Origin of the sequence: Victivallis vadensis, from assembly GCF_003096415.1 — a bacterium.
In the GTDB taxonomy this organism is placed as follows: Bacteria; Verrucomicrobiota; Lentisphaeria; order Victivallales; family Victivallaceae; genus Victivallis; species Victivallis vadensis.
This window is the reverse complement of record NZ_QEKH01000007.1, coordinates 102019-122806: the sequence shown is the minus strand read 5'-3', so window position 1 is coordinate 122806 and position 20788 is coordinate 102019. Positions and strand designations below refer to the sequence as shown.

The 20788-nt window shown below is 61.5% G+C and carries 13 protein-coding genes; 9 read left to right on the top strand and 4 right to left on the bottom strand.

Going from position 1 to position 20788, the window contains the following annotated elements:
* Positions 1-591: 591 nt before the first annotated feature.
* From C8D82_RS05845 to C8D82_RS21085, 3 genes are all read right to left on the bottom strand, one after another.
* A complete protein-coding gene (locus C8D82_RS05845) occupies positions 592-1344 on the bottom strand; it encodes an alpha/beta hydrolase (RefSeq protein WP_116883341.1) in 753 nt (250 codons plus the stop codon).
* A gap of 64 nt (positions 1345-1408) precedes the next feature.
* On the bottom strand, positions 1409-3367 hold the full coding sequence (locus C8D82_RS05840; RefSeq protein ID WP_165832858.1) for a glycoside hydrolase family 71 protein: 1959 nt from the start codon (positions 3365-3367) through the stop codon (positions 1409-1411).
* Between the two features lie 10 nt (positions 3368-3377).
* Complete coding sequence (locus tag C8D82_RS21085) at positions 3378-4064, bottom strand: prepilin-type N-terminal cleavage/methylation domain-containing protein (RefSeq protein ID WP_165832857.1); 687 nt, start codon at positions 4062-4064, stop codon at positions 3378-3380.
* A gap of 262 nt (positions 4065-4326) precedes the next feature.
* Here C8D82_RS21085 and C8D82_RS05830 point away from each other — a divergent pair, with 262 nt between their 5' ends.
* The 7 genes from C8D82_RS05830 to C8D82_RS05795 all read left to right on the top strand — a co-directional run bounded on the left by C8D82_RS05830 (position 4327) and on the right by C8D82_RS05795 (position 15945).
* A complete protein-coding gene (locus C8D82_RS05830; RefSeq protein WP_133245080.1) occupies positions 4327-5250 on the top strand; it encodes a helix-turn-helix transcriptional regulator in 924 nt (307 codons plus the stop codon).
* A 914-nt stretch (positions 5251-6164) separates the two neighbouring features.
* A complete protein-coding gene (locus tag C8D82_RS05820) occupies positions 6165-6995 on the top strand; it encodes a prepilin-type N-terminal cleavage/methylation domain-containing protein (protein WP_116883337.1) in 831 nt (276 codons plus the stop codon).
* A gap of 9 nt (positions 6996-7004) precedes the next feature.
* Positions 7005-8864, top strand: coding sequence for a right-handed parallel beta-helix repeat-containing protein (locus C8D82_RS05815; RefSeq protein ID WP_116883336.1), 1860 nt, complete (start codon positions 7005-7007; stop codon positions 8862-8864).
* 15 nt (positions 8865-8879) lie between these two features.
* Positions 8880-10550, top strand: a complete 1671-nt coding sequence (locus C8D82_RS05810) for a sialidase family protein (RefSeq protein WP_116883335.1) — start codon at positions 8880-8882, stop codon at positions 10548-10550.
* Positions 10547-11770 (top strand): MGH1-like glycoside hydrolase domain-containing protein, encoded by a 1224-nt coding sequence (locus C8D82_RS05805; RefSeq protein WP_116883334.1) that lies wholly within the window; start codon positions 10547-10549, stop codon positions 11768-11770. Before C8D82_RS05810 ends, C8D82_RS05805 begins: the two co-directional genes overlap by 4 nt.
* Complete coding sequence (locus C8D82_RS05800; protein WP_116883333.1) at positions 11767-15024, top strand: hypothetical protein; 3258 nt, start codon at positions 11767-11769, stop codon at positions 15022-15024. Before C8D82_RS05805 ends, C8D82_RS05800 begins: the two co-directional genes overlap by 4 nt.
* A 201-nt stretch (positions 15025-15225) precedes the next feature.
* Positions 15226-15945 carry a D-lyxose/D-mannose family sugar isomerase gene (locus C8D82_RS05795; protein ID WP_207776072.1) on the top strand — a complete coding sequence of 240 codons (720 nt, stop codon included), beginning with the start codon at positions 15226-15228 and terminating at the stop codon, positions 15943-15945.
* On the opposite strand, the gene C8D82_RS05790 is transcribed toward C8D82_RS05795, so the two are convergent.
* The gene (locus C8D82_RS05790) at positions 15924-16802 is read right to left on the bottom strand and encodes an AraC family transcriptional regulator (protein WP_116883331.1); all 879 of its coding nucleotides are present in this window, start codon (positions 16800-16802) and stop codon (positions 15924-15926) included. The two genes, C8D82_RS05795 and C8D82_RS05790, sit on opposite strands and share 22 nt — an antisense overlap.
* Positions 16803-16979: 177 nt before the next feature.
* Between C8D82_RS05790 and C8D82_RS05785 the strand changes: the two genes are divergently transcribed.
* Together C8D82_RS05785 and C8D82_RS05780 are read left to right on the top strand one after the other, a co-directional pair.
* Positions 16980-19664 carry a hypothetical protein gene (locus C8D82_RS05785; protein WP_116883330.1) on the top strand — a complete coding sequence of 895 codons (2685 nt, stop codon included), beginning with the start codon at positions 16980-16982 and terminating at the stop codon, positions 19662-19664.
* Between the two features lie 378 nt (positions 19665-20042).
* Positions 20043-20786: a prepilin-type N-terminal cleavage/methylation domain-containing protein gene (locus C8D82_RS05780; RefSeq protein WP_207776071.1), complete on the top strand. Its 744-nt coding sequence runs from the start codon at positions 20043-20045 to the stop codon at positions 20784-20786.
* Positions 20787-20788 lie beyond the last annotated feature (2 nt).

Below are 20788 nucleotides of genomic sequence, written 5' to 3'. Positions count from 1 at the left end.
CGCCTTTCCCTCCGGGTGGGAGACTCTGCTGGAGACAGGCAGGGTTGTACAGGAGCGGCACACCGCTCCGGTCGGCACAAAGCCCGCTTTTTTGCGGGCTTTAGGCACTCCCTGCACCTGCTGCCGCCGGAGGTCACGCGCGGAACGGCCAGATGCTGACTGGGTAATAGAAAGATACCCTGATGGAGGCTGATAAGAGTTTATCTGCCGATATACGCAAAGCGAGGTCAGGCAACAATGCAATTGTCATATCACAGGTAAGCATATCTTTGAGTACGAGCCTTACTGAACCTTGCCTGTATGAAAAGGCAGGGGAGAGTTCAGCCTCCATGAGAGTAACTTCACATCAGATGGTCAGTATCTGGAAGTTCCGAGCGTGACCTCCGGCGGCAGCAGGCGCAGGGAGTGCCTAAAGCCCGCAAAAAAGCGGGCTTTGCGCCGACCGGAGCGGTGTGCCGCTCCTGTACAACCCTGCCTGTCTCCATCAGGGCTCCCCTTTCCCGGATCTGAAGTATTCGGCACCGGCACCTTGCCGGTCGGGTTCCAAGGGCGAAGCGCCTTGGTCGCTCCAATAGGAGCGAAATCCCCGTATCACGAGAGCTTGTGCTTCAGGATGAAGTTGATAATCGGGGTGGGGTCTTGAAGGCCGTGGGGATGATGTTTGCCGGGGTGGCGGATTACTTCGATGACGCCGCCGAGGGCGCGGTAGCGCGGTTCCAGGATGTCGGTGTTTTCGCTGACCGCTACGACTTCGTCGTCGGTTGCGGCGGCGTGGATCACCGGAATCCCGGCTTCGGCGAGCGGCTTGAGGTTGTCGACCGGGTTGCCGGGCCAGGAGAGGGCTTCGGCTTCGGTGGAGAAGTGATAGTCGCGCAGGAGCTTTTGCCAATCCTCCGGGCTGCCGGGCCCGACGCCTTTGCCGCCCGGCCAGCTTTTGAAATCGCAGACCGGATTGTCGGCGTAGAGACAGGCGACTTTACCGGGATTTTTCGCGGCCCAGTTGTAGATATAGAGACCGCCGCGGCTCAGGCCGAACAGGATAGCCCGGCGGGCGAAGCCGTAACGGGTGGTGAGTTCGCGGTAAAACGCATCCCAATGCTCCAGCGCATCGGGGCAGCCGAAAGTGTTGCCGACGGTGATGAAAGCGAGGTAAAAGCCCCGTTCCAGCATCGCGAGCTCAAAGGCGGGGAACGCTTCGAAAAATTCGGCTTTCCACAACCATTCGCGGCCGGGGCGCGGCCGGTGCGGTTCGACGATGAAGCATTCGCAGCCGTCAAAGGTGAAACGGTGCAGGCGATAGCCGTGGTAGGATACGGCTTTTTCCGGAAATTCCTGATTGGACATGATTGCTCCGCTGTTTTGTATTGAAGCATAGTATAACAGCGGAGCAGGCGGATGTCAAGCCGGTTCAGGGCAGCCGGCGCAGTTCGATCGCGGAAAATTCGAGCAGCCCGCCGTCCTCCGGCTTTTCCGCCGAAATCGAAATGGAAGGTCGGTCGAGCTTGCCGTACTCTTTTTCATCGACCTCGGCGACGACATAGTTGCCGTAGAGGAACTGCAATTTCCCGCCGGTGCGGCGGAGCCGGTAGATGGCCGGATATTCCACCTGAAAGTTGTCGCGCACCACCCGGAACGGCGTGCCGGGGTGGGAGCCGGAAATATAGGTCTGCTTTGCGGTGCGCGGCGTCAGGTTGAAGCGGCTCCTGCCGTCCGTCGTCGCGGCGCTCAGGAAGAGCGCGACCCAGCCGTGATCCGCTTTGACATCCATGCGCCTGACGTGGAACACCGCCTCGCTTTCGTCGGGGATGCGGAACGAACCGCCGAAGCCGACCTCCCGCGGTTTGCCGCCTTTGCCGGAGACGAGCGGGAAACCGGGGAAGGAGACCTGCCGGATCAATTTGCCGAACTCCGGGGCGACCGTCTTTTTTTCCGGTCCGGTCCAGATGCGGGGGGCTTCGGCGGTGCCGCCGTCGGCATAATAGAGCATATCCTGATAGGGATTGCTTCTGACAATCTCCTGGTGCCCGGTCAGTCTGATCAGCTCCCGGCCGTCCCGGATCAGTGAAAATTCGGGCCGCCCGCATTCCAGCGGAATCTTGAAGGAGTGCATCCCCGCCGGAAACGCCTGCTCGTGAACCTTGCCGTTCAGCGTGATGCGCAACGTGCCGGGAGCTTTCAGGAAGCCGAGAAGCTCGATTTCGTTGTGCGGCGTGCCGACGATGCGGAAGGGGCCGCGCGTCTGCTGCGTTTTATCATACGGCGCGTCGGTGTGCTGGCGGCGGTGGAACCAGTAGATCGCGTCCCGCTCGATCTTCGGCGGCTTGCCGGTCTTGAAGTAGCTGGTATAGTAGGCGGTCAGGTCGTAGAACGCCCAGCGCGTACCGGTGGAGGGGGCGATTTCGGTGCCTTCGGAGTAGTCGCTCCAGGTCACGAGCTGGACCCAGCCCGCGTTGTAGTCGATCGCGGTCTGCCACATCGCGCGGAAGAGTTCGGAGTTGTGCGCCTCCCCGGCCATTCCGGCGCGCGGGCGGCAGTCCTGCGGCCGGACCGGCGCCATGAACACCTTCCCGTACCGGTCCGTTTCGCGCAGCGCCTGCCGCCGCCAGCCGAGCTGTTCGTCGAGCGCGCTGGTGCCCCAGTCAAAAAAGCCCCAGCACAGTTCGCGGTAGTCCTTCAGATACTTCCACCAGCCCTGGAAGCCGGGCATGAAGACGACGTCGACGCCGTGGCTTTTCAGCTCAGCGAGCCGTTCTTTCCACCATTGCGGCGGCTGGGCGTATGCGTTGTAGGGGGCGATCACCAGCTTGCCGGAGCCGTCGCGGTAGAGGCTCGGGTCGCCGGCGATCTTCAGCAGCGCGGGAACCATCCGTTCGGGATGTTCCGAAAATTCGGCGGTCATATCCGGCATGATCAGGATTTTGAAGCCTTTGCCGTATTTGTTGACCTGATTCATCAGCGTCAGCAGCCTCTTCCAGTGCGAACCGGTGGTGGTCAGGATGTTGTAGGCAAAGCCGTCCATGCCGGTTTCGGCGGCCATGCGGACCTCGTCATAGACGTCGAGCTCGTGCCAGTCCGGCACCAGCCGCGGCAGACGCGGGAGCGGGCGCTGGTTGATGAAACGTCCGTAGGGACGATGGATGCCGTTTTCGCCGTCGGGGGAGAGATAGCCCTTCGCATAATAATCACCGTCGGGATTGCCGTCGTCGATGGAAACGGGGAACTGCGAAAAGTAGTGGGCGAACACCTTGCGCTCCATCTTGCGCAGTTCCTCGGGGGCGCGGCGGTCGAAGGGCCATTGCGGGGTCGCCTCTGCGGCGAACGATCCGGCGGCGAACGTCAGCAGGGCGGCGAGCAGAAGTCGTTTCATATCGGGCCTTTCAGAAGAAAATGGTGATGTTGGAGGCGGCGACGGTGCCGTTCCAGAAACGGCTTTTGTCCCACGTCGGATCGAAGGGAATCCGGATGTAATTGGACACATGCCCGTCGAAGAAGGCGACATTCGAGGAGCTGCCGCCGTTGTGGCGGCGTGCCAGCTTCCATGCCGGATCCATTTCGGACATGTGCGGGTAGGTGTACGACTGCCCCTCCGTTTCCAGCACATTGGCGGTTTTGCCCGGCTCACGCAGCTGGCTGAGCTTGTTCAATTGCTTGCCCCCCTCCCACAGCCGCGGCGACATCAGCATATTCAGCGCGTACTGGTAGGTGGTTTCAAACTGCACGTCGGTGACGCCGGGGGTACGGTCCAGCGTGTCTTTCAAAGTCGGGGGCTGCGACGGGCAGCTCAGCGAGGGAACCAGCCACAACGTGCCGCGCACATAGCCGCATTCGTACAGCTGCCAGCCCCAGATGCCGTAGTCCTGTTTGTTGGAAAAGATGATGTAGTCGTCGTAGTCGCCGCTGTAGTTCAGCAGCGCCAGCGCGGTCTGCTTGAGGTTGCTGGTGCATTTGATCGCATTCGCCCGCTCCCGCGCCTGGTTCAGCGCCGGCAGCAGCATGCTCGCCAGTATCGCGATGATGGCTATCACCACGAGCAGCTCAATAAGAGTGAAACTGCATATTTTCATCCTGTTTTTGCGGAATCTCGCCTGGGCTGCGGCAAATATCGGGAGCCGTGAGAGTTGATGAATATGCGGATACCGTAACGAATACTGTTTCATGGCTCCTCCTTAGTCGGCGACTGGATATTATCCCATATTATTCGGTTACCAGTAATTATGATGCAGAAATGTCGGTTTGTCAAGAGAGCGATCGGAAAATATTGCAAAAAATTTGTAGCCGCGCGGAGAGAAGCAGGGACGGCGCTTGAATTTCCGGGAAAACGGTAATATGATATGCGTTATGTATCAGGAACTTCACAGTCAGGTTTTTCTCTTTAACCGCTTCATGGGCGAACTGCTGGCGGCGGCTGCGCCGCTGGTGTTCGACGACATCGGCATCCGGGTCGCGGTGGTGCATGACCTTGTGCATCTGGCGGGGGCGCGGGTGCCGGAACATGAACATCCGGTCTACGAACTGGCCTGGATCAGGTCGGGCGCGATGACCTATGTGATCGACGAGGTGCGCATGGAGAACACCGGGGAGAATTTCCGGATGGTGCTGATTCCGCCCTCGACGCTGCATTACCGTTTTTCGATGGAGGAGGTTTCGGTGATCCGCTCGGCGGAGTTGCAGTTTTCGCCGCATTCGTCGCAGGCGGCGCAGTTGCTCGCCGCATTGCCGGAGCGGATTCGCGAGTGCGGCTTTGCGCTGTCGCCGTCCCCCGGAGTCCGCGCCCGTCTGGCCGGACTGGACGACTGCGTGGCGTCCGGCGGGCGGATCGACCGGAAAATCGCGGAGTTTCTGCTTTACGGAAGCATCCTTGAGCTGCTGCGCGGCTTTCTGGCGGGGCCGGACCGGGCGCCGGAGGCCTCCCGTCCCGCGCCCGCGTCCCGCCCGGAATTGATCAAATATATCCGCATGTTGGTCGAGGATCGCATCAACGGAACGGTCGACCAGCAGGATTTCATCCGGCTGTCGGGAGTGGGAGAGCGCCAGTTCAACCGGATTTTCCAGGCCGAAACCGGCATGACGCTGAATGCGTATATCATCTCCCGCCGCCTGGCCAATGCCGAACAGATGCTGCGCGCCGGCGCGATGGTCGGCGAAGTCGCCAAAACACTCGGCTTCAGTTCCCCAAGCTACTTCATCGCCTTTTTCAGGAAGCATCGCGGCATGACTCCCCGAAAGTTTCAGGAAATGTCTGAAAACTGATATCGGATGTCGTGTTTTTGGTATCGATGGCAATTGACTTTTCGACTTTTTTTCGTCATAATATTAAAGAACAGGGCGGCAAGGTGCCGCTGCCGGGTGCGCCCGCCAATGCCCCTTCGGGGGGCGTGCGAAGGCTAAATCGCCGTTTTTGTGGCACACGACAGGTTATGCAACCTTTTACGCGGTGCACAATAAGCGCGGTCAGCGCCGCGAACGAATGTGAGGGAATTATTTTGCGGTAGCAAAATAACGAGGAACGATAGTGACGAAGCCGAACGTAGAGAGCGAAGCCCCTCCGGCGCAGTGAGTGCAGCGAACGGTGAGGAGTTGGCGGGCGTAGCCCGACAAGTAAGCGGCAAAGCCGCGCCCGCGAATGGAAGTGCTTCGCAAGTCAACGGAAGTTCCGAGGCAAGCGGGGAGGTCCGGAGGGCGATTGGCCCTCCGGAACCATCCGCATAAGATATAACAACTAGTTTGTGACTGGTAACGATACGGAAAGGCGAATTAAACTTAAGTATAATTATATGATCACATGCGACTGGAAAGCGGAGATGAATCTCCGCACTCCAAAGACGCTTCGCGTCGGGGAAAAATCAATGGGAGTGCTTCGCAAGTCAACGGGAGTCCCGAAGCGAGCGGGGAGGTCCGGACGGGCGATCGTGCACGCCGCAGGCGGGCAGGCCTTGAAAAGGCCCTCCGGAGCCATCCGCAAACGACTGGCACCCAGTTTGTGGCCGGTAATGATACGGAAAGGCGAATTAAACTTAAGTATAACTACATGGTCATGTGCGATTGGAAAGCGGAGCGGGAGCAAGCCCTTCGGGCTCCGCACTCCAAGGTTGACATCGGACGGCATGAGGCCGGCAGGTAAATATGACTTTTAAAACAGACAACCCGTTTATCAAGGAGGGAATATGGATAACGCAAGAGAAAACAGGCTGATGCGGCGTGGAAACAGGCATGGCGGTAGAAAGCGGAATTTTACGCTGATCGAACTGCTGGTTGTGATTGCAATCATCGCGATTCTGGCGTCGATGCTGCTGCCGGCTCTGAACGGGGCGCGGGAGCGGGCGAAGAGCATCAAATGCACCAGCAATTTAAAACAGATCGGTACAGGGTTCACGGTTTACACGATGGAAAACAACGATTGTGTGCCGGTCGCGGCGTGGCTGCTGGACGGGGATAAGAACCGTACATGGCAGGACCTGCTGTATATGGCGGGCGGCCTGCCGGAGCCGGAGACGATCCGGGATGCGGAAAATAAGAATCCGCGCATTCCGTGTTCGGGAATCTGGCTCTGCCCGTCAACGCCGGTCAGCAAGTCGACGCCGGGAGTTACGGCGGTAATCAACAATTCCTTTTCCTACGGCTGCAATGTGGATCGGATGATCATTCCGATTCCGGGAGTGGACGGGGCGGGCGCCTATCCGCGCGGTGCGAAGACGCTGCCGATCAAGCTGACGCGGATTCCGCAGCCGGGACAGCGGGCGGCGGTGCTCGACTCCGAATGGTGCAGTACGCCCGGAACGGTGGCCAAGCACGGGGCGATTCAGGTGCGCAGCCCGAAGCAGAAGGATTGGCTGACCACCTCCAATATCGGCGTGGCGAGCCGCCGCCATCAGAACCGGGCGAACGTGATGATGGCGGACGGCCGGGTGGACAACAAAAGCTATGCCGAACTTTACAACAATATCGACGACATCTGGGGCGAAACGTGGTGGGTCTCGTTTCTGAACACCCTGTAAGGAAAGAAGATGATGAAGAAAACTCTGTTGATGCTGGCGGCGCTGGTGCTGGCGCTGACGTCTGGGGCGAATGACGCCTATCCGCCGGAGATTGCGAAGTGGACTGAGGCGGACCTTGCGGCGCAGCGCACCCGCACGGTGAAGCTGATGCGGGATTTCCAGACGGCGGTGAAGGCGGGGGCGGGGAAGTTCGTAATTCCGCCGGGGGATTACCGGTTCGACGAACAGCCCACCCGGAACTTTTTCCTGCAGGATGTCCGGGATCTGGAAATCGATGCTTCCGGCGCGACCTTCTGGGTGGACGGCCGCCGCCGGATTGATCTGGTTTCCATGCGCCGCTGCCGCAACGTGAAGCTGTCGAACCTGACGGTGGACTATTATCCGCTGGGCCATTCGCAGGGAAGGGTCACGAAACTGGACCCGGCGGCGAAATCGCTGGAAATCGAGCTGGCGCCCGGCTTCCCGGAGCCGGTGCTGCCGCTGTGGCTGGAACGGCCCGGACAGGTCAAGGCGATCTTTTTCGACGAAAAGACCACCCGGATGCTGCCGACCCGGCTGGACTGGGTCTCCAGACTCGAACCGCTGGGGAGCCGCAGGTACCGGGCCGAAATCCGCAACAACAGCCCGTTCGTCGATCCCGGCATCGTGAAGGAGGGGGACACGCTGGTGCTGCCTTACCGGGGCTACCGGCAGGCGGTCGCACTGGTGGACTGTTCGGGGATCACGCTTGAAAACGTGACCGTCTACGGCTCCGGCCAGATGGCGTTCACCGAGGAGGGCGGCGAAGGGGGCAACGCCTACCGCCGCTGCCGGGTGGTGCGCCGTCCCGGCACGAAGCGGCTGATCGTCTGCTCCGCCGATATCTTCCACTCGACGAAGGTGGCGAAGGGGCCGCTGATCGAGGAGTGTGAGTTTTCGTGGGGCTGCGACGACCTGATCAATATCCACGGGATGTTTTCGCTGGTCAGCCGCCAGACCGCGCCGGACGAAGTGCTGGCCGCTTCGATCATCGCGCCGGAGAAGTTCGAGGGCGAAAAGCTCCGGTTCTACACCTTCGGTTCCCTGGCCCCGAAAGGGAGCGCGACGGTGGTGAGCGCCGTGCTCGAAAAAGACCCCGCCGCCCGCGCCGACGCGGCGAAACTGCCCGGAGAAATGGAAGCCGCCGGGATGCGCAGCGCCGGTTTCTACGGCCGGGAGTTCTTCCTGTACCGGCTGAAGTTCGACGCGCCGGTGAAACTGGGGCGGTACGACCTGCTGGAGAGCTTCGGCCACTCCGGTAACGGCGCTCGGATCGTGAACAACTACTTTCACGACGGCTTCACGCGCGGCATCCTGTGCCGGGGCGACGGCGTGACGATCGAAAACAACCGGATCGAGCGCATGATGATGTCCGGCCTCTACATGGCCAGTGAAAACTACTTCCTCGAAGGCGCCGGGCCGTCGAATGTGTCGATCCGCAACAACGAATTCCGCGAGGTCTGCATGAGCATGCAGGGGCGCAAGCACCACCTTGAAGGGGCGGCGATCCTGGTCTACTCCGCCGCCGCGGACTGGCACGCGGCGCGCGGCGTGCAGTTGTGCCGGGACATCGCGATCGAAAACAACCGGATCGTCACCGCGGGCACTTTCGGCATCTTCCTGGCCAACACCGATGGCGGCAGGATCGCGGGCAACACGATTGACGGCGCGTTCTTCGAGGCGATTCCGCCGGACGCGGACCGGCTGATCCGCGCGAACGCCGCCGCGATCTACCTGACCGAATCGAAAAACGTCGAAGTTTCCGGCAACCGGATTTCCAACTCCGGGCCGGATGTGAAAGCTCCGGTCCTGTATGGTCCCGGCACAATGGACTGCGGTCCGCAAAAATAGCAGAGGTTTGCAACCATGACTCTCCCGATCTACGATCCCGAAGTATCCTATAACCCGATCTACTGCCCGCGCAACGGCAAAAAGCCGTATCTGCGCTACAATCACGACGTGGACATCGTCCGCTTCCAGGGGAAGTTCCTCGCGTCGTGGAACGCGAACGAAACCGGGGCCGAAGGCGTGCCCGGCCAGTTCAACTTCCTGTCGGTGTCGGAGGATTTCATCCACTGGTCCACGCCGGTGAAGCTCTTCACCGCCGCCGCCGGCTGCCGCAATCCGGTCGAATCCGACAACCAGTGGCAGCCCGCTTTCATCAACTGGCGTGACGAAACGCTGTTCTGCGCGTGGTGCGACTACAAGGCGCGCCGCACTTTCGTCGCGCATTCGAGTGACGGGCTCCACTGGGAGAATGTCGAGGTGCCCGCTGCGCCGCCGGAGCTGGAGGGGCAGGTGGTCGGCTTCCCGACCAACCACGGGCTGCTCACTTCGGACGGGGCGATGCTGTTCCCGGCGAGCCTGCCGTATGTCGCCGATCAGTACGTCGTCGGCGACACCCGCTACGCCGCGCACCTGATCAGCCGCGACGGCGGAAAGTCGTGGCACTGGAGCCGTCCCGCCGAGGCGGTGGGCTGGGAGGAGCTCGGCGAGGACCCGGAGCGGCTGCCGGGCGCGAAATACCTCGGATTGTGGGAGCCGATGCTGTTCGAGCAGGGGAACGGCCGGATCGGGATGCTGATCCGCAACTCCAGTTCGCAGGACAACCGGGAGCTTGACCCGTTCATGAAACCGCACTGGATGATCCTGTACGCCGAAAGTGCCGACGGCGGCGAAAGCTGGCCGAAGTGCCGGCCGGTCGAGGTCGATTCGATCATCTGCCGCAACTACGCGGTCAGTCGCACCGGCGGCCCGGATACTCTGCTGATGGTGATGAACGACTGGGTGGTGAACCTGCCGTCGCGGATCGACCAGGACCGCTATTTCCTGTCGCTCTATGCGTCGCCGGTCTGCGAACCCGATCTGCTGCTGCCGGGGCCGGTGGTGCAGCCCGCCGGGGGGAGGGCGTTCTATCCGAACGGTTTCGCGCATGACGGCAAGCTCTATTTGGCCTACACCTATCCCAATTCGATCATGGGGGCGGTGGTGCAGGAGCTGCCGGATTTTTCCGGCCCGTTCCTGATGCCGCGCGGCGGCCGCACCGGCTTGATCGTGGACCGGAAGTGCGGCGTCGCCCGCTTCGGCCATCGCTGGGCGACGCTCGGCGTGGTGCTGACCGAATCCCAGACCCGCGCCGACGCGGTGACGGTGTCGGGGGAGTTGGAGCTGTTCTACCGGCGCGAGGAGGATTTCCCGCTGCTGACCGTCGGCGGCAAGACCCGTGACGGCGGAACGCTGCTGACCGAATGGTGCCCGGAACGGGCGCAGGACCTGCTGGTGTTCCGCGACGCCTCCGGGGAGAAGCTGGAGCTGGCCGTTCTGGAGATGCGCAAGGCTTTCCGTCTCGCGGTCACGCTGGAACGCGACCGGCTGCTGGTGCGGCTTGACGGCGAAACGGTGCTGGACCGCCCCGGCCGCATTCTGCGGAAGTTCGCGTTCGGCGGGCTGTATGAAACGCCGGAGTGGCCGATGGGCCGCGCGATGGTGCAGGAGGTCCGCCTGAAGCTGGATTCGGTGGAGGTGTCGGCACGATGACGGATCATCCGGTCGAACGGGCGCTCGGTGCTGAAACGTTTGCCCGGCTGCGCGCCCGGCTGCGGGAGACCAACGCGCTGATCCGGGAGCGCGGCATCCGCGAATACGAGGGGCGGCGCCTGGTCACCGGATATTCGAGCAGAGAGTTCTACGACTGGGACCTCTATTTCGAGAACCTTTATCTGGCGGCGTTCGGCGTCGCGGAGTTCTGCCGTTCCAATCTGGAGGCTTTTCTCGCGCGCCAGCTGGTGAACGGCTTCACCGCGAGGACGCTGCTGAAAATCCGCCCCTATCAGCAGTTCAAGCCCTTTCTGGCGCAGATCGCGCTGCTGTACTGCCGCCAGACGGAGGATTGGAGCTGGCCGGACGGGGCGTTGTGGGAGCGGCTGGTCCGCTATCTCGACTACTGGTTCTGGTACTGCGACTTCGACAAGAACGGCCTCGCGGTGTGGGACAGCGCCGACCACTCCGGCATGGACAACCAGATCCGCCGCGCCGGAGCTTACGGCGAACAGCGCGTGGAAGGAGTGGATCTCAACTGCTATTTACTGCGCGAACTGGAGGCGATGGCGATTCTGGCGGAACGGCGCGGCGACGCTCCGGCGGCGGAGAACTATCGCGCCCATGCCCGGGGGCTGCGCGAGACGGCCGGGAGGGTTTTCTGGGATGACGGAGCCGGATTTTTCTTCGACCGCGACGAACGCAGCGGCGAACGCATCCGGGTGAAGTCGGCTGCCGGATTCATTCCGCTCTGGACGGGGGCTGCGTCGCCGGAGCAGGCGGAACGGCTGGTAAAGGAGCATCTGGCCAACCCCGCGGAGTTCTGGCTCGCATGGCCGGTCGCGTCATGGGCCGCCGATGAGCCGGATTACGGTCAGGAACTGCACGACTGGGGCTGCAACTGGCGCGGCACGACGTGGATTCCGGTCAACTATATGCTGATGCACGGGCTGATCCGCTACGGTTTCCGGGAGTTGGCGGAGACGCTGGCGCGCCGCTCGCTGGAACTGGTGCTGAAAAATCCGGCGACGCGCGAATACTACAACGCCGAAACCGGCGCCGGGCTGGGCCTCGATCCTTTCTGGGGCTGGTCCAACCTCGGCTGCCTGATGCTGCCGGAGCTGCTGCTGGGGCTTGACCCGACCGATCAGGAGCGGCCTTTCCCCGCCGGCTGGGCGGCCGGGCTTTTTGAACTTCCATTCACGGAGGAGAAACCATGAAAAGAGTGCTTTTATCCGCGATGCTGTTCGTCGCGGCGGCAGCGGGCGGCGCTCCGCTCGCCTGGCAGGATTCGGAGTTCGCGCGCGTCGCGGAGACCGACGGGGAGTTCAGCCGGGTCGTCTACCGGAATCCCGAACGGAAATCCTTCACCCTGAAACTCGCGAAGCCGCTGGAACTGGCGCGGGACGTGCATCGGGTCACCTTCTGGTTCGCGCGGTTGAAAGGGGATTTCGAGCTGAGTTTCATCATCCGCGACGCCGCCGGCAAAGAGCATCTGCTCGGCGGCTACTCGTCGCGCCCTTCGTTTCACACGATTCACTACGACGCGATGCACGAGTTTTCGGTCTGGTGCTTCTATGAGAACAAAACCGACTTCTTCACGCCGGAGAATGTGACCGAACGCATCCGCGAGGAGGTGTTGCCCGGCATCGCGCCGATCGTGGAAAAACGGCTGTGGCCGAGGCCGTTCGAGCTGGTCGGGCTGCGTATTCAGCCCGCTCCCGGCCCGCAGACCGACGAGGCCAGGCACGATGTGGAGAACATCCGCGCCGGGCGCGGCGAATTCTGGCTCAAGACGCCGGAGTTTGTGACCGTCAACGGACTGGATGCGAAATACAACTGGTTCATGCGCGACCGGCTGCGCGCCGGGCTGGATGCGCACCGCCCGAAAATCTTTCCGGACGACCTGACCGGCGAACAGGGGAAAATCCGCTGCCGGATCGAGGTTTCGCCCGGTTACCAGCAGCCCGCCGTCTGGCGCGCCGAACGGGTGTTCGAGATCGACAAAAGCCGTCCGGTCGAACTGTTCAGACAGGCGGTCGAACTGCCCGAACTGGCCCCCGGCATCTACGAGGTGAAGGGCAAAACGTGGCGGGAGGACGGCAGCTTCGCGGAGGCGCGGCTGATGCGCCTCTATGTGAATTTCGGCAGCAATGCGCCGGAGGTCGCGCCGCTCGCTCCCGCCGGAACGTATTGGGAGAGCGGCCGCAAGGATCACGTGTTTCCCGCCGGGACGCGGCAGGCGGAGCTGGTGCTGAGAAACGCCGGAAAGAACGATTGCCGGATCGAGGTGCGCGACTGGCTGAAGCGCCCCGTCCGGTTCGAGGTCGTGCAGCGGCGGCCGGAGTGGAAGGTGCGCATCCCGGTCGAGGACGGCACCGACTACACGATCGCCGCCGACCTGCTGCGGGAGGGCAGGGCGGTCGACCGGGCCGAACTGCATTTCGGCGTCGCATCCCCTCCGGCTCCGGCGGAAATCCGTCCGGTTCCGGCGAATGTGACTCCGTATTGCGACTACTTCAAAACGGGCAATCTGTCGGTCGCGGCCGATTACTGGGAGGAGATGTTCTACTCCAACTGGGAATTCGGCGACTGGCCGAGGATCGATTACGAGTATGTGGTCGAACACTTCGACCGCTGGATCGACCGGCAGGTCGCGCCGCGCAGGAAGAACTTTTCCGCCGTCACCCTGAAACCGATCTGGCACGGCATGGAGCCGCTGCCGGGCGTGTTCCGGTTCAGCGAGATGGACCGGCGGATCCGGTTCCTGCGCGACCGCGGCATGAAGTACAATTTAATGCCGATGCCCGGCTCCGGCATGCCCGAAGTGCCGTGGTGGTGGCCGGACAACCAGCCGGTGCTGACCCAGTACGGCTATCCGCTGAACTATGGTTCGCGGGCGTGGTTCGGCCTGCAGAAGATGCCGACCCGGATGCCGTTCCAGAGCTTCGACGCAGCCTACCGGACCGGCTTCCGCACCTATTTCGAGGAGCTGCTGAAACGTTATGCGGCAGACGACAACCTGCACAGCTACATCCTGATCTACCCGAATTTCATGGATTACCCGTGGGGACGCGAGCCGACCTATGTCGATTATTCCCGTGCGGGGCAGCAGGGGTTTGCGAACTGGCTGAAGTCGCAGGGGCGCAAACCGGAGCCGATGCCGCGCGTGTTCACGCTCCCGGATGTCGGTGCGGGCGAAACCGGCCCGATGCTCAGCTCCGGGATGCGCGACTTCATGGAGTACCGGTTCAGCATCTACACCGAAGTCTACCGTGACGTGATCGCGCTGATCCGCAAATACGATCCGGTGCGGCCGATCGTGCTTTACAACCGTCACATGCCCAACGCGATCGAACCATTGCTGCCGGTATTGCGCGGCAAGGGCGTCGCATTCCAGCACGAGGATTCGCCGTGCGTGTCGTCGCTCGGACTGGCCAGCATGTGTTATCTGGCCGGAGTGCCGTTCCAGCGCGAAAACCACCAGTTCGTGCCGACCAGCACGCTGACGATCGATTCGGATATCTTCTACGGCAGCGTCTACCGCGAACCGTGGCTGTGGACTTACCGCTGGCACAGCCGGATGAAGGGGGACGGGCTGCGGGCGCTGCCGTCGCTGGATTATCTGGCGGCCTGTTACCCGGCGATCCGGGAGTGGATCGCGGCGGAACCGGACGAGCCGGAGGTGGTCGTGTACGCGAGCAAGACCGACCAGCTTTTCCGCAAGCGCGATACCACCTTCCAGAACATCACCGGCATCGAACCCTTCCTCGACCTCTTCAGCTACAAGCAGATACCAGTCCACATGAAGAGCGAATACACCCCGTGGGTGAAGCTGGACCGGTTCAAGCTGGCGGTCGTCAACGCGCCGCTGCTGCGTGAAAGCGCGATGCTGGAATTGGCGGAGTATGTGAAAAACGGCGGCAGGCTGCTGCTGATCGGCAACGCGGGGGAGTTCTGCTATGAAAAGCCGGAGCTGCGCCACGAGCTGACCCGGCTGCTCGGCAGGGAGAACCCCGACGTATTCCGCATTGCGGCGAAGAAGAATCCGCTGCCCGCGCCCGGCGGCGCTCCGTTCGGGGACTGGTTCTACGACCCGGAAACCTATGAAACGGTATTGGAGGCCGCAGGCGTGAAGCGCCGGATCCGGCTCGAACACCCCGACGGCACGCTGGACCGCGGCTTCGAGACGGTGCGGAAACAGAAGGACGGCGTGATCTACGCGGCGGTTCAGCGCCGTTCCGCCGGAGGCTCGAAGGCAATCCTTGACGAAGCCGCGGCGGAAAAGAAGTACGGCCGCGCCGCTACCCGTGTGGTGTTGTCCGGCCTGCCGGACGGCGATTATCTCGTGGAGAAGTTCCACCGGGAAGCCAGACGGATCGGTGTGCTGAAAAGCGTCGGAGGCCGTCTGGCCTTCGATGCCGACCCGGTGCGCATCGGTGAACTCCAACTCTACCGGATCACTCCGCAGTGACGGGGGTAATATCCATCAGTTTATGGGGGCTATGGGCAGTACTCCGCACCGGCAAGGTGCCGGCGCCGGGGGCGGTTTTGAGATTTTTGCTGTGCAAAAATCCCAAAACCGGGGTATATTAGCAATGTGCCGAGAAAACGGCACGGCTTCTTCCTCACAACGACATGGTCAGGAATGACAAATGATACAGGAGAAAACATTATGCTGAAACGTTCGACGATCAATCAAAGCATCGAAATCGCCCGGAGGGTATTCGCGGCGGCGGGACTGCATTTGCCCGCTTTCGCGACATGGAGCGTGGAGGAGTGGGACCGGTGCGGCCGCGAGGCGGATGAAATCCGCGACTGCATGCTCGGCTGGGATGTGACCGACTTCGGTTCGGGGGATTTCGCGAACATCGGGCGTACGCTGTTCACGCTGCGCAACGGCCGCCACAACGATTCGCGCTACCCGAAAACCTACGCCGAGAAATTCATCCTCGATCCGGAGGGGCAGCGCGCCCCGGCGCACTTTCACCGCAGCAAACGCGAGGACATCATCAACCGGGGCAACGGCCTGATCGTATTGGAGCTGACCGCTTCGGACCCGGAAGGCAACCCGGCGGGCGGCACGCTGCAACTGGCGGTGGACGGCGTGGCGCGCACGATCCGTTCGGGTTCGCGCGTCGCGCTGAAGCCCGGCGAAAGCATCTGCCTGCCGCCGCGCACGATCCACCAGTTCTGGGGAGAAGGCGGCGACGGCATGGTGATCGACGGCGTGAAATACGGGGTGTCGGGCGAAGTGTCGAGCGTCTGCGACGACCGCTCCGACAACGTTTTCATCCACGGCGGCAACCGCTTTCCGGAGCTGGACGAGGATGAGCCGCGCCGCTATTACCTCTGCCAGGAGTATCCGGCGGCTCAGCCGCCATGCCTTCGGTAGGTTGCCGGGGGCTGGATGAATATCCGGCGGAACTGCCGGGTGAAATAACTCAGGTTGTGAAATCCGGTCATTGCCGCGATCTCTTTGACCGGCTTGCCGGTATGGGTCAGTGCGGCGGCGGCGCGGCAGAGGCGTTGCCGAATGATGTACTCCTTGAGCGGCAGGCCGTGCTTTTCCGTGAAAAGTCGGTAAAGATGACGGCGGGAGATGCCGACGGTCCGGGCAATATCGTCGGCGGTAATGCGGCGGGTCAGGTTCTCTTCGATGTAATGGTCGACCAGTTCAAGCGGATCGAGGCTGCAACCCGCCTGTTGTTCTTCGTGAAGCTGCGCGGAAAAGTTGCCTGCGAAAAACTCCAGCAGGATTTCCGAGAGCAACAGCCGGAGCCGTTCCGCCCGGAACTGGCACTGTGACCGGAACAGGAGTTCAAGTTGCTCCGTCAGCTTTTGAACGGTGCCGCCGTCGATTTCCAGCAGCCGTTTTCTCAGGCTCCGCTGCAGCGCGGCGGAGTCGTTTTTGATTTTCAGCGCAAACCCCAGCAACAGCGAACCGTCAGCCAGCGTCCGGCGGCGATGCGGCAGGCCGGGGGCGATCAGAATCCAGTCGAGTCCGGGATGGTCGAGCGTGACGCTCTCGCCGTCGGGCTTTTCACCGGAGTAGTGCATCCTGCCGGCGAGCAGCAGCGAAAGCTCATAATGAGGGTGACGATGCTCAAATGTGTCAATTCCGGCATCGTCCTGCGTGTAATGGCACAGACCGGATTGCAGGATCGTTCCGCCGAACCGCAATTCGATTCCTCCCCGCAATGCTTGCAACAGAAGCCGGTTGCGTTCGATGATCTCTGATTGCGGCAGCATTGTTTCTTCCCTTTCGTCTTTTTTCAATATGCACGCAGCCGATGAAAAAACAAGTGAAAATGGCACGATTGTGTTAAATATGTCACAAAAACGGTCTTGGTGAATGAGGATTTCTGAGGTATAATAACAGTGAGAAACAGATCTGTGCCGTTGGAAACACAAATACAAGGAGTATCTATGGTCCGGATTTTATCACTGCTGCTGCTCGCAGCGGCATGTACCGCGGCGGCGCTTACCGTCGATCCGGCTTTGTCCGAGGGCCGGGTTACCGGGGAACTGCTGCCGGGCTGGCGGGAAAATTCCGGCTGGGCGAAAGCGTGGGTTCACTATACCGTGGAGCGCGAGAACGGCCGGGAGTTTCAGCGCATTGATGTGCGGAGGCTTGAGAACGGTTACTGCCAGTTCGATTTCCGGCTGCCGCCGGATTTCGAAGCCGGAACCTGGCGGCTCAGCTTTCGGGCCCGGCTGCAGGGGAGGGCACGGCTGAACACCGGAATACGGATGGTGAATGCGCCGTTTCGATGGCTGTTCAAGGAGGCGGTTTCTCCTGAACAGGAGTGGGGGACGTTTTCACGGGTATTCACGCTGCGGAGCCTGCCGAAGGGTGAGCCGCTGTCGATTTTCATGCAGCTCAACGGTACGGCGACGCTCGACCTGAGGGATGTCGAACTGGTTCCGGCTGAACTGGAAGCGGGAGAGGACGGCAACCTGTTCCGACAGCATTCGCTGGCGCTCGGATTGCCTGCAGCATGGAGCTGGCAGAACTGTTTTTCGGAGGGCGACCATGTCACCTTTTCCGAAGAAAACGGTGAAGTCGGCCCCAGCGGCATGCCGCCGCTGAAGATCGAAGTGCGTTCCGGGGTGATGACCAGCTACGATTACCGCGACTCGGTCACCGTCTGCAGCGCCCCGCTGCTGACTCCGCCCGCCGGACGCAGACTGACTGCCGGAATGATGTTGAAGGGCGCCACTTCCGGCGAGCTGGCCGTCCGGTGCGGCAGCCGGATGATTGCCCGGCGACCCTTTGAATTGAAACCGGAAGAGGGGTGGAAACGGGTCGCGGCGGAATTTATTCCTTCGCAGGCCGGCATCCTTACGGTCGAACTGACGTTTCGCGGCACGCTGTGGTGCGACGCCCTTTATGCGGGACTCCCGGAACGGCTCGCCGAAGCTGCAAGGGAGGGGTGGACGGAGCTTGCCCCGGAAAAAGGAAAAACGGCGGCTGCCGGGATTGTATTTGCCGGTGAACCGGTTCGGGTGCGGCTGCTGTCCAAAACCGCCCCCGGCGCGAAGGAGCTGGAGGTGAAGGCGGTCAACCTTTATGGGGACGCAGTAAGCCGCCGGATTCCGTTCCCCGGCGACCGCAGCGTGCTGCGGAATACGTTGACGCTGGAACTTCCGGCGGCGCGCCGGCTGGGGCCGTGGCAGGTGGAGGCGATCCAGCTCGACGTTTCCGGAAAACCGGTTGACGTTCCGGCTGTGGAGCGGGTGGTCAATGTGCTGCCGCGCCCGGTGTACTGGGGAAAGGATGCTCCTGACTCTCCTTTCGGCATTCATGTTCAGCCGGTCAACCGCCATCTGACTATGGCCAAAGCGATCGGAGCGAACTGGGCACGGCTGCACGATGCCGGGGTTCAACTGCTCGGCTGGGCTTATCTGGAACGGAAACCCGGCGAATGGAGCTTCGACGACGACGGCGTGCGACGTTACCGGAAACATCATCTGAAGCTGCTCGGCGAACTCACCACCGCCCCATCGTTCCGCAGTCACGCGGTAAACAGCAGCGTGCCGTATCCGACATTGCGGCAGTCGGTGACTTCTCCGTACTTCCTGCCGCTCTCCATGCGGGAATACGGGGAATATTGCGAGCGGATCATCACACGTTACGGCGGGAGCATCGACGCATTCGATGTCTGGAACGAACCATGGCTGCCGTTGTTCTTTCATATCGATTATGTGAAGAAACTGCCGGGAAATGCGAGGCGCTGGGCTTCCTTCGGCGGCGGCTTCTACCTGAGTCCGGACGATCCGGCCGCGGAGTTCTACAAGATGCAGAGACAGGTCCGGCAGGCCGTCCGCAACTCCGGCAGCCGGGCGCGGGTGCTCGGCGTGAACACCACCGACGGCCTCGGTCATGAAGGCCGGGTTCCCGGCCGGGAGTTTTCACAACGGATGGCCGAGCTGGGGGCGGCGGAGGATTGTGACGCGATCAGCTATCATCAGTACCTGACCCGGCTGGTCGGTTTCCCCGGCGATGAGGTGGAGCAGGGATACGAACGGGCGATCGGTCCGATCCGGGAGCACCACGGCAAGCTGCCGCGTCCGGTCTGGTTTACCGAGGGGTCGCCGCTCAATGAACCCTGCGACGGCTTCTACCGGACGATTCCGCCGGGGGCGTCCCGGTCGGAAATCTTCGATACCGGCGACCGGGTCGTGCGGTTCGTGACCGCGCTGCTCGGGTGCGGGGCGGAGAAGGTATTCCTGTATTCGATGGGATTGCATAACGGTTACGGCACCTTGAATCCGCATCGGCTGCTGATCACCGCCGCCGGGGAACTGCATCCGTCGGCCGCCGCCTACGCGAACTTGACCTCCGTGCTGGAAGGCAAGGCATTCGTCCGGCGGCTCCCGGTCGGCATACTGGTTCACGCTTATATTTTCAGCGACGGGCGGCGGAGTACGGCGGTGCTGCTTCCCGATCCCGCCTGCCGGGAGGCGGCGTGGAAGCCGGAACCGTCGGAGCAATGGCACGCTTCCGACTTGTTCGGCAACGCTTTTGTCGCCGGTTCGCCCTATGCCTCTTTCGTGACCGGAACCGGTTCCGCCGATGAATTGGAAAACTATCTGAAACAGGGGAAATGACAGGATGAAAAACAAATCCGCATTGATTGGAGCTTCCGCAATGAAAACTCATCAAAGATGCAATTCCCTTCCGTACGCCCAATTTACGCTTATTGAGCTGCTCATGAACACAACTTGTAAAATATACAATCAGTTCGCGGCTGCCGCTCTGCGTAAAAGAGAGGGGTTCGGGGGAGAGAAAGCGGCGATGAGCGCCGCGTCTCTCCCCGTACCAGACATCCCCAACTTTTCACATATTCCCGGCAAGCTCTTACGCCTCCGCCAATGCTCTGCAAGCGGCAAGCCGGAGCAAAAACTATTAGGGCTTTGCGGCTCTTCTTCCCACCGCCAACCGGTCGCGTCTTTACACTGCACCGCCCTGTACGCAGCACCGGCACCTTGCCGGACGCAGGGGGGGGCGGCGGACACGCCCCCGCATCGGGCCACGTAAGGCTGTTCACGCTTATTGAACTGCTCGTGGTGATTGCAATCATAGCGATTCTGGCGGCAATGCTGCTGCCGGCGCTGAATCAGGCTCGTGAAAAGGGGCAGAGCATCAAATGTCTGGCTTCCATCCGGCAGCTTGCCGGAGGGCAGACGATGTACCGGATGGACTACGACGATTATTATGCTCCTTCGCGTTACGGTTATTTCACCACTCCGAAAAAGGTGATGCAGAATCCGGAATTTCTCGCTCCTTATCTCGGATTTGCCGCCGGGACCGATATGAATGAGATCATGGCCCGGGGCGGGGTGTTCTGGGGATGTCCGTCGTGGCATCCGGCGACCAGATCACGCAGCTATACCGGTTACGGCCAGAATATGCGCTATCACAGCAACGGCGACTCCGTCACGATGGTCTCTTATGACGAGAGCAGCACCACGATGCCGTTTTACAAAGGCAGCCGGATCCGGCATCCGTCGAAGCGTGCGCTGTATGGCGATGCAACAAACTGGCTGATTTCGACCTATCGGGAGGGCAATGCTTCGGATCAGTTCAATTTCAGCTTTGACGGCAGCGGCCGTTCCGCTGATCCGACCCGTCATATGGGGCGGGCCAACTACTCGTTTTTCGACGGTCATGCCGAAAGTATCGGCGCACCGAACGCCTATCTTTATTTCTTCAAACCGGAACGTTTATAAGG

What these genes read in the sequence shown, in the direction of transcription:
- C8D82_RS05800 (WP_116883333.1), top strand. Translation starts at nt 11,767, where the DNA reads ATGAAAAGAGTGCTTTTATCCGCGATGCTGTTCGTCGCGGCGGCAGCG.
- C8D82_RS05830 (WP_133245080.1), top strand. Translation starts at nt 4,327, where the DNA reads ATGATATGCGTTATGTATCAGGAACTTCACAGTCAGGTTTTTCTCTTT.
- C8D82_RS05795 (WP_207776072.1), top strand. Translation starts at nt 15,226, where the DNA reads ATGCTGAAACGTTCGACGATCAATCAAAGCATCGAAATCGCCCGGAGG.
- C8D82_RS05820 (WP_116883337.1), top strand. Translation starts at nt 6,165, where the DNA reads ATGGATAACGCAAGAGAAAACAGGCTGATGCGGCGTGGAAACAGGCAT.
- C8D82_RS05790 (WP_116883331.1), bottom strand. Translation starts at nt 16,802, where the DNA reads ATGCTGCCGCAATCAGAGATCATCGAACGCAACCGGCTTCTGTTGCAA.
- C8D82_RS05815 (WP_116883336.1), top strand. Translation starts at nt 7,005, where the DNA reads ATGATGAAGAAAACTCTGTTGATGCTGGCGGCGCTGGTGCTGGCGCTG.
- C8D82_RS05840 (WP_165832858.1), bottom strand. Translation starts at nt 3,367, where the DNA reads ATGAAACGACTTCTGCTCGCCGCCCTGCTGACGTTCGCCGCCGGATCG.
- C8D82_RS05810 (WP_116883335.1), top strand. Translation starts at nt 8,880, where the DNA reads ATGACTCTCCCGATCTACGATCCCGAAGTATCCTATAACCCGATCTAC.
- C8D82_RS21085 (WP_165832857.1), bottom strand. Translation starts at nt 4,064, where the DNA reads ATGAAAATATGCAGTTTCACTCTTATTGAGCTGCTCGTGGTGATAGCC.
- C8D82_RS05845 (WP_116883341.1), bottom strand. Translation starts at nt 1,344, where the DNA reads ATGTCCAATCAGGAATTTCCGGAAAAAGCCGTATCCTACCACGGCTAT.
- C8D82_RS05805 (WP_116883334.1), top strand. Translation starts at nt 10,547, where the DNA reads ATGACGGATCATCCGGTCGAACGGGCGCTCGGTGCTGAAACGTTTGCC.
- C8D82_RS05785 (WP_116883330.1), top strand. Translation starts at nt 16,980, where the DNA reads ATGGTCCGGATTTTATCACTGCTGCTGCTCGCAGCGGCATGTACCGCG.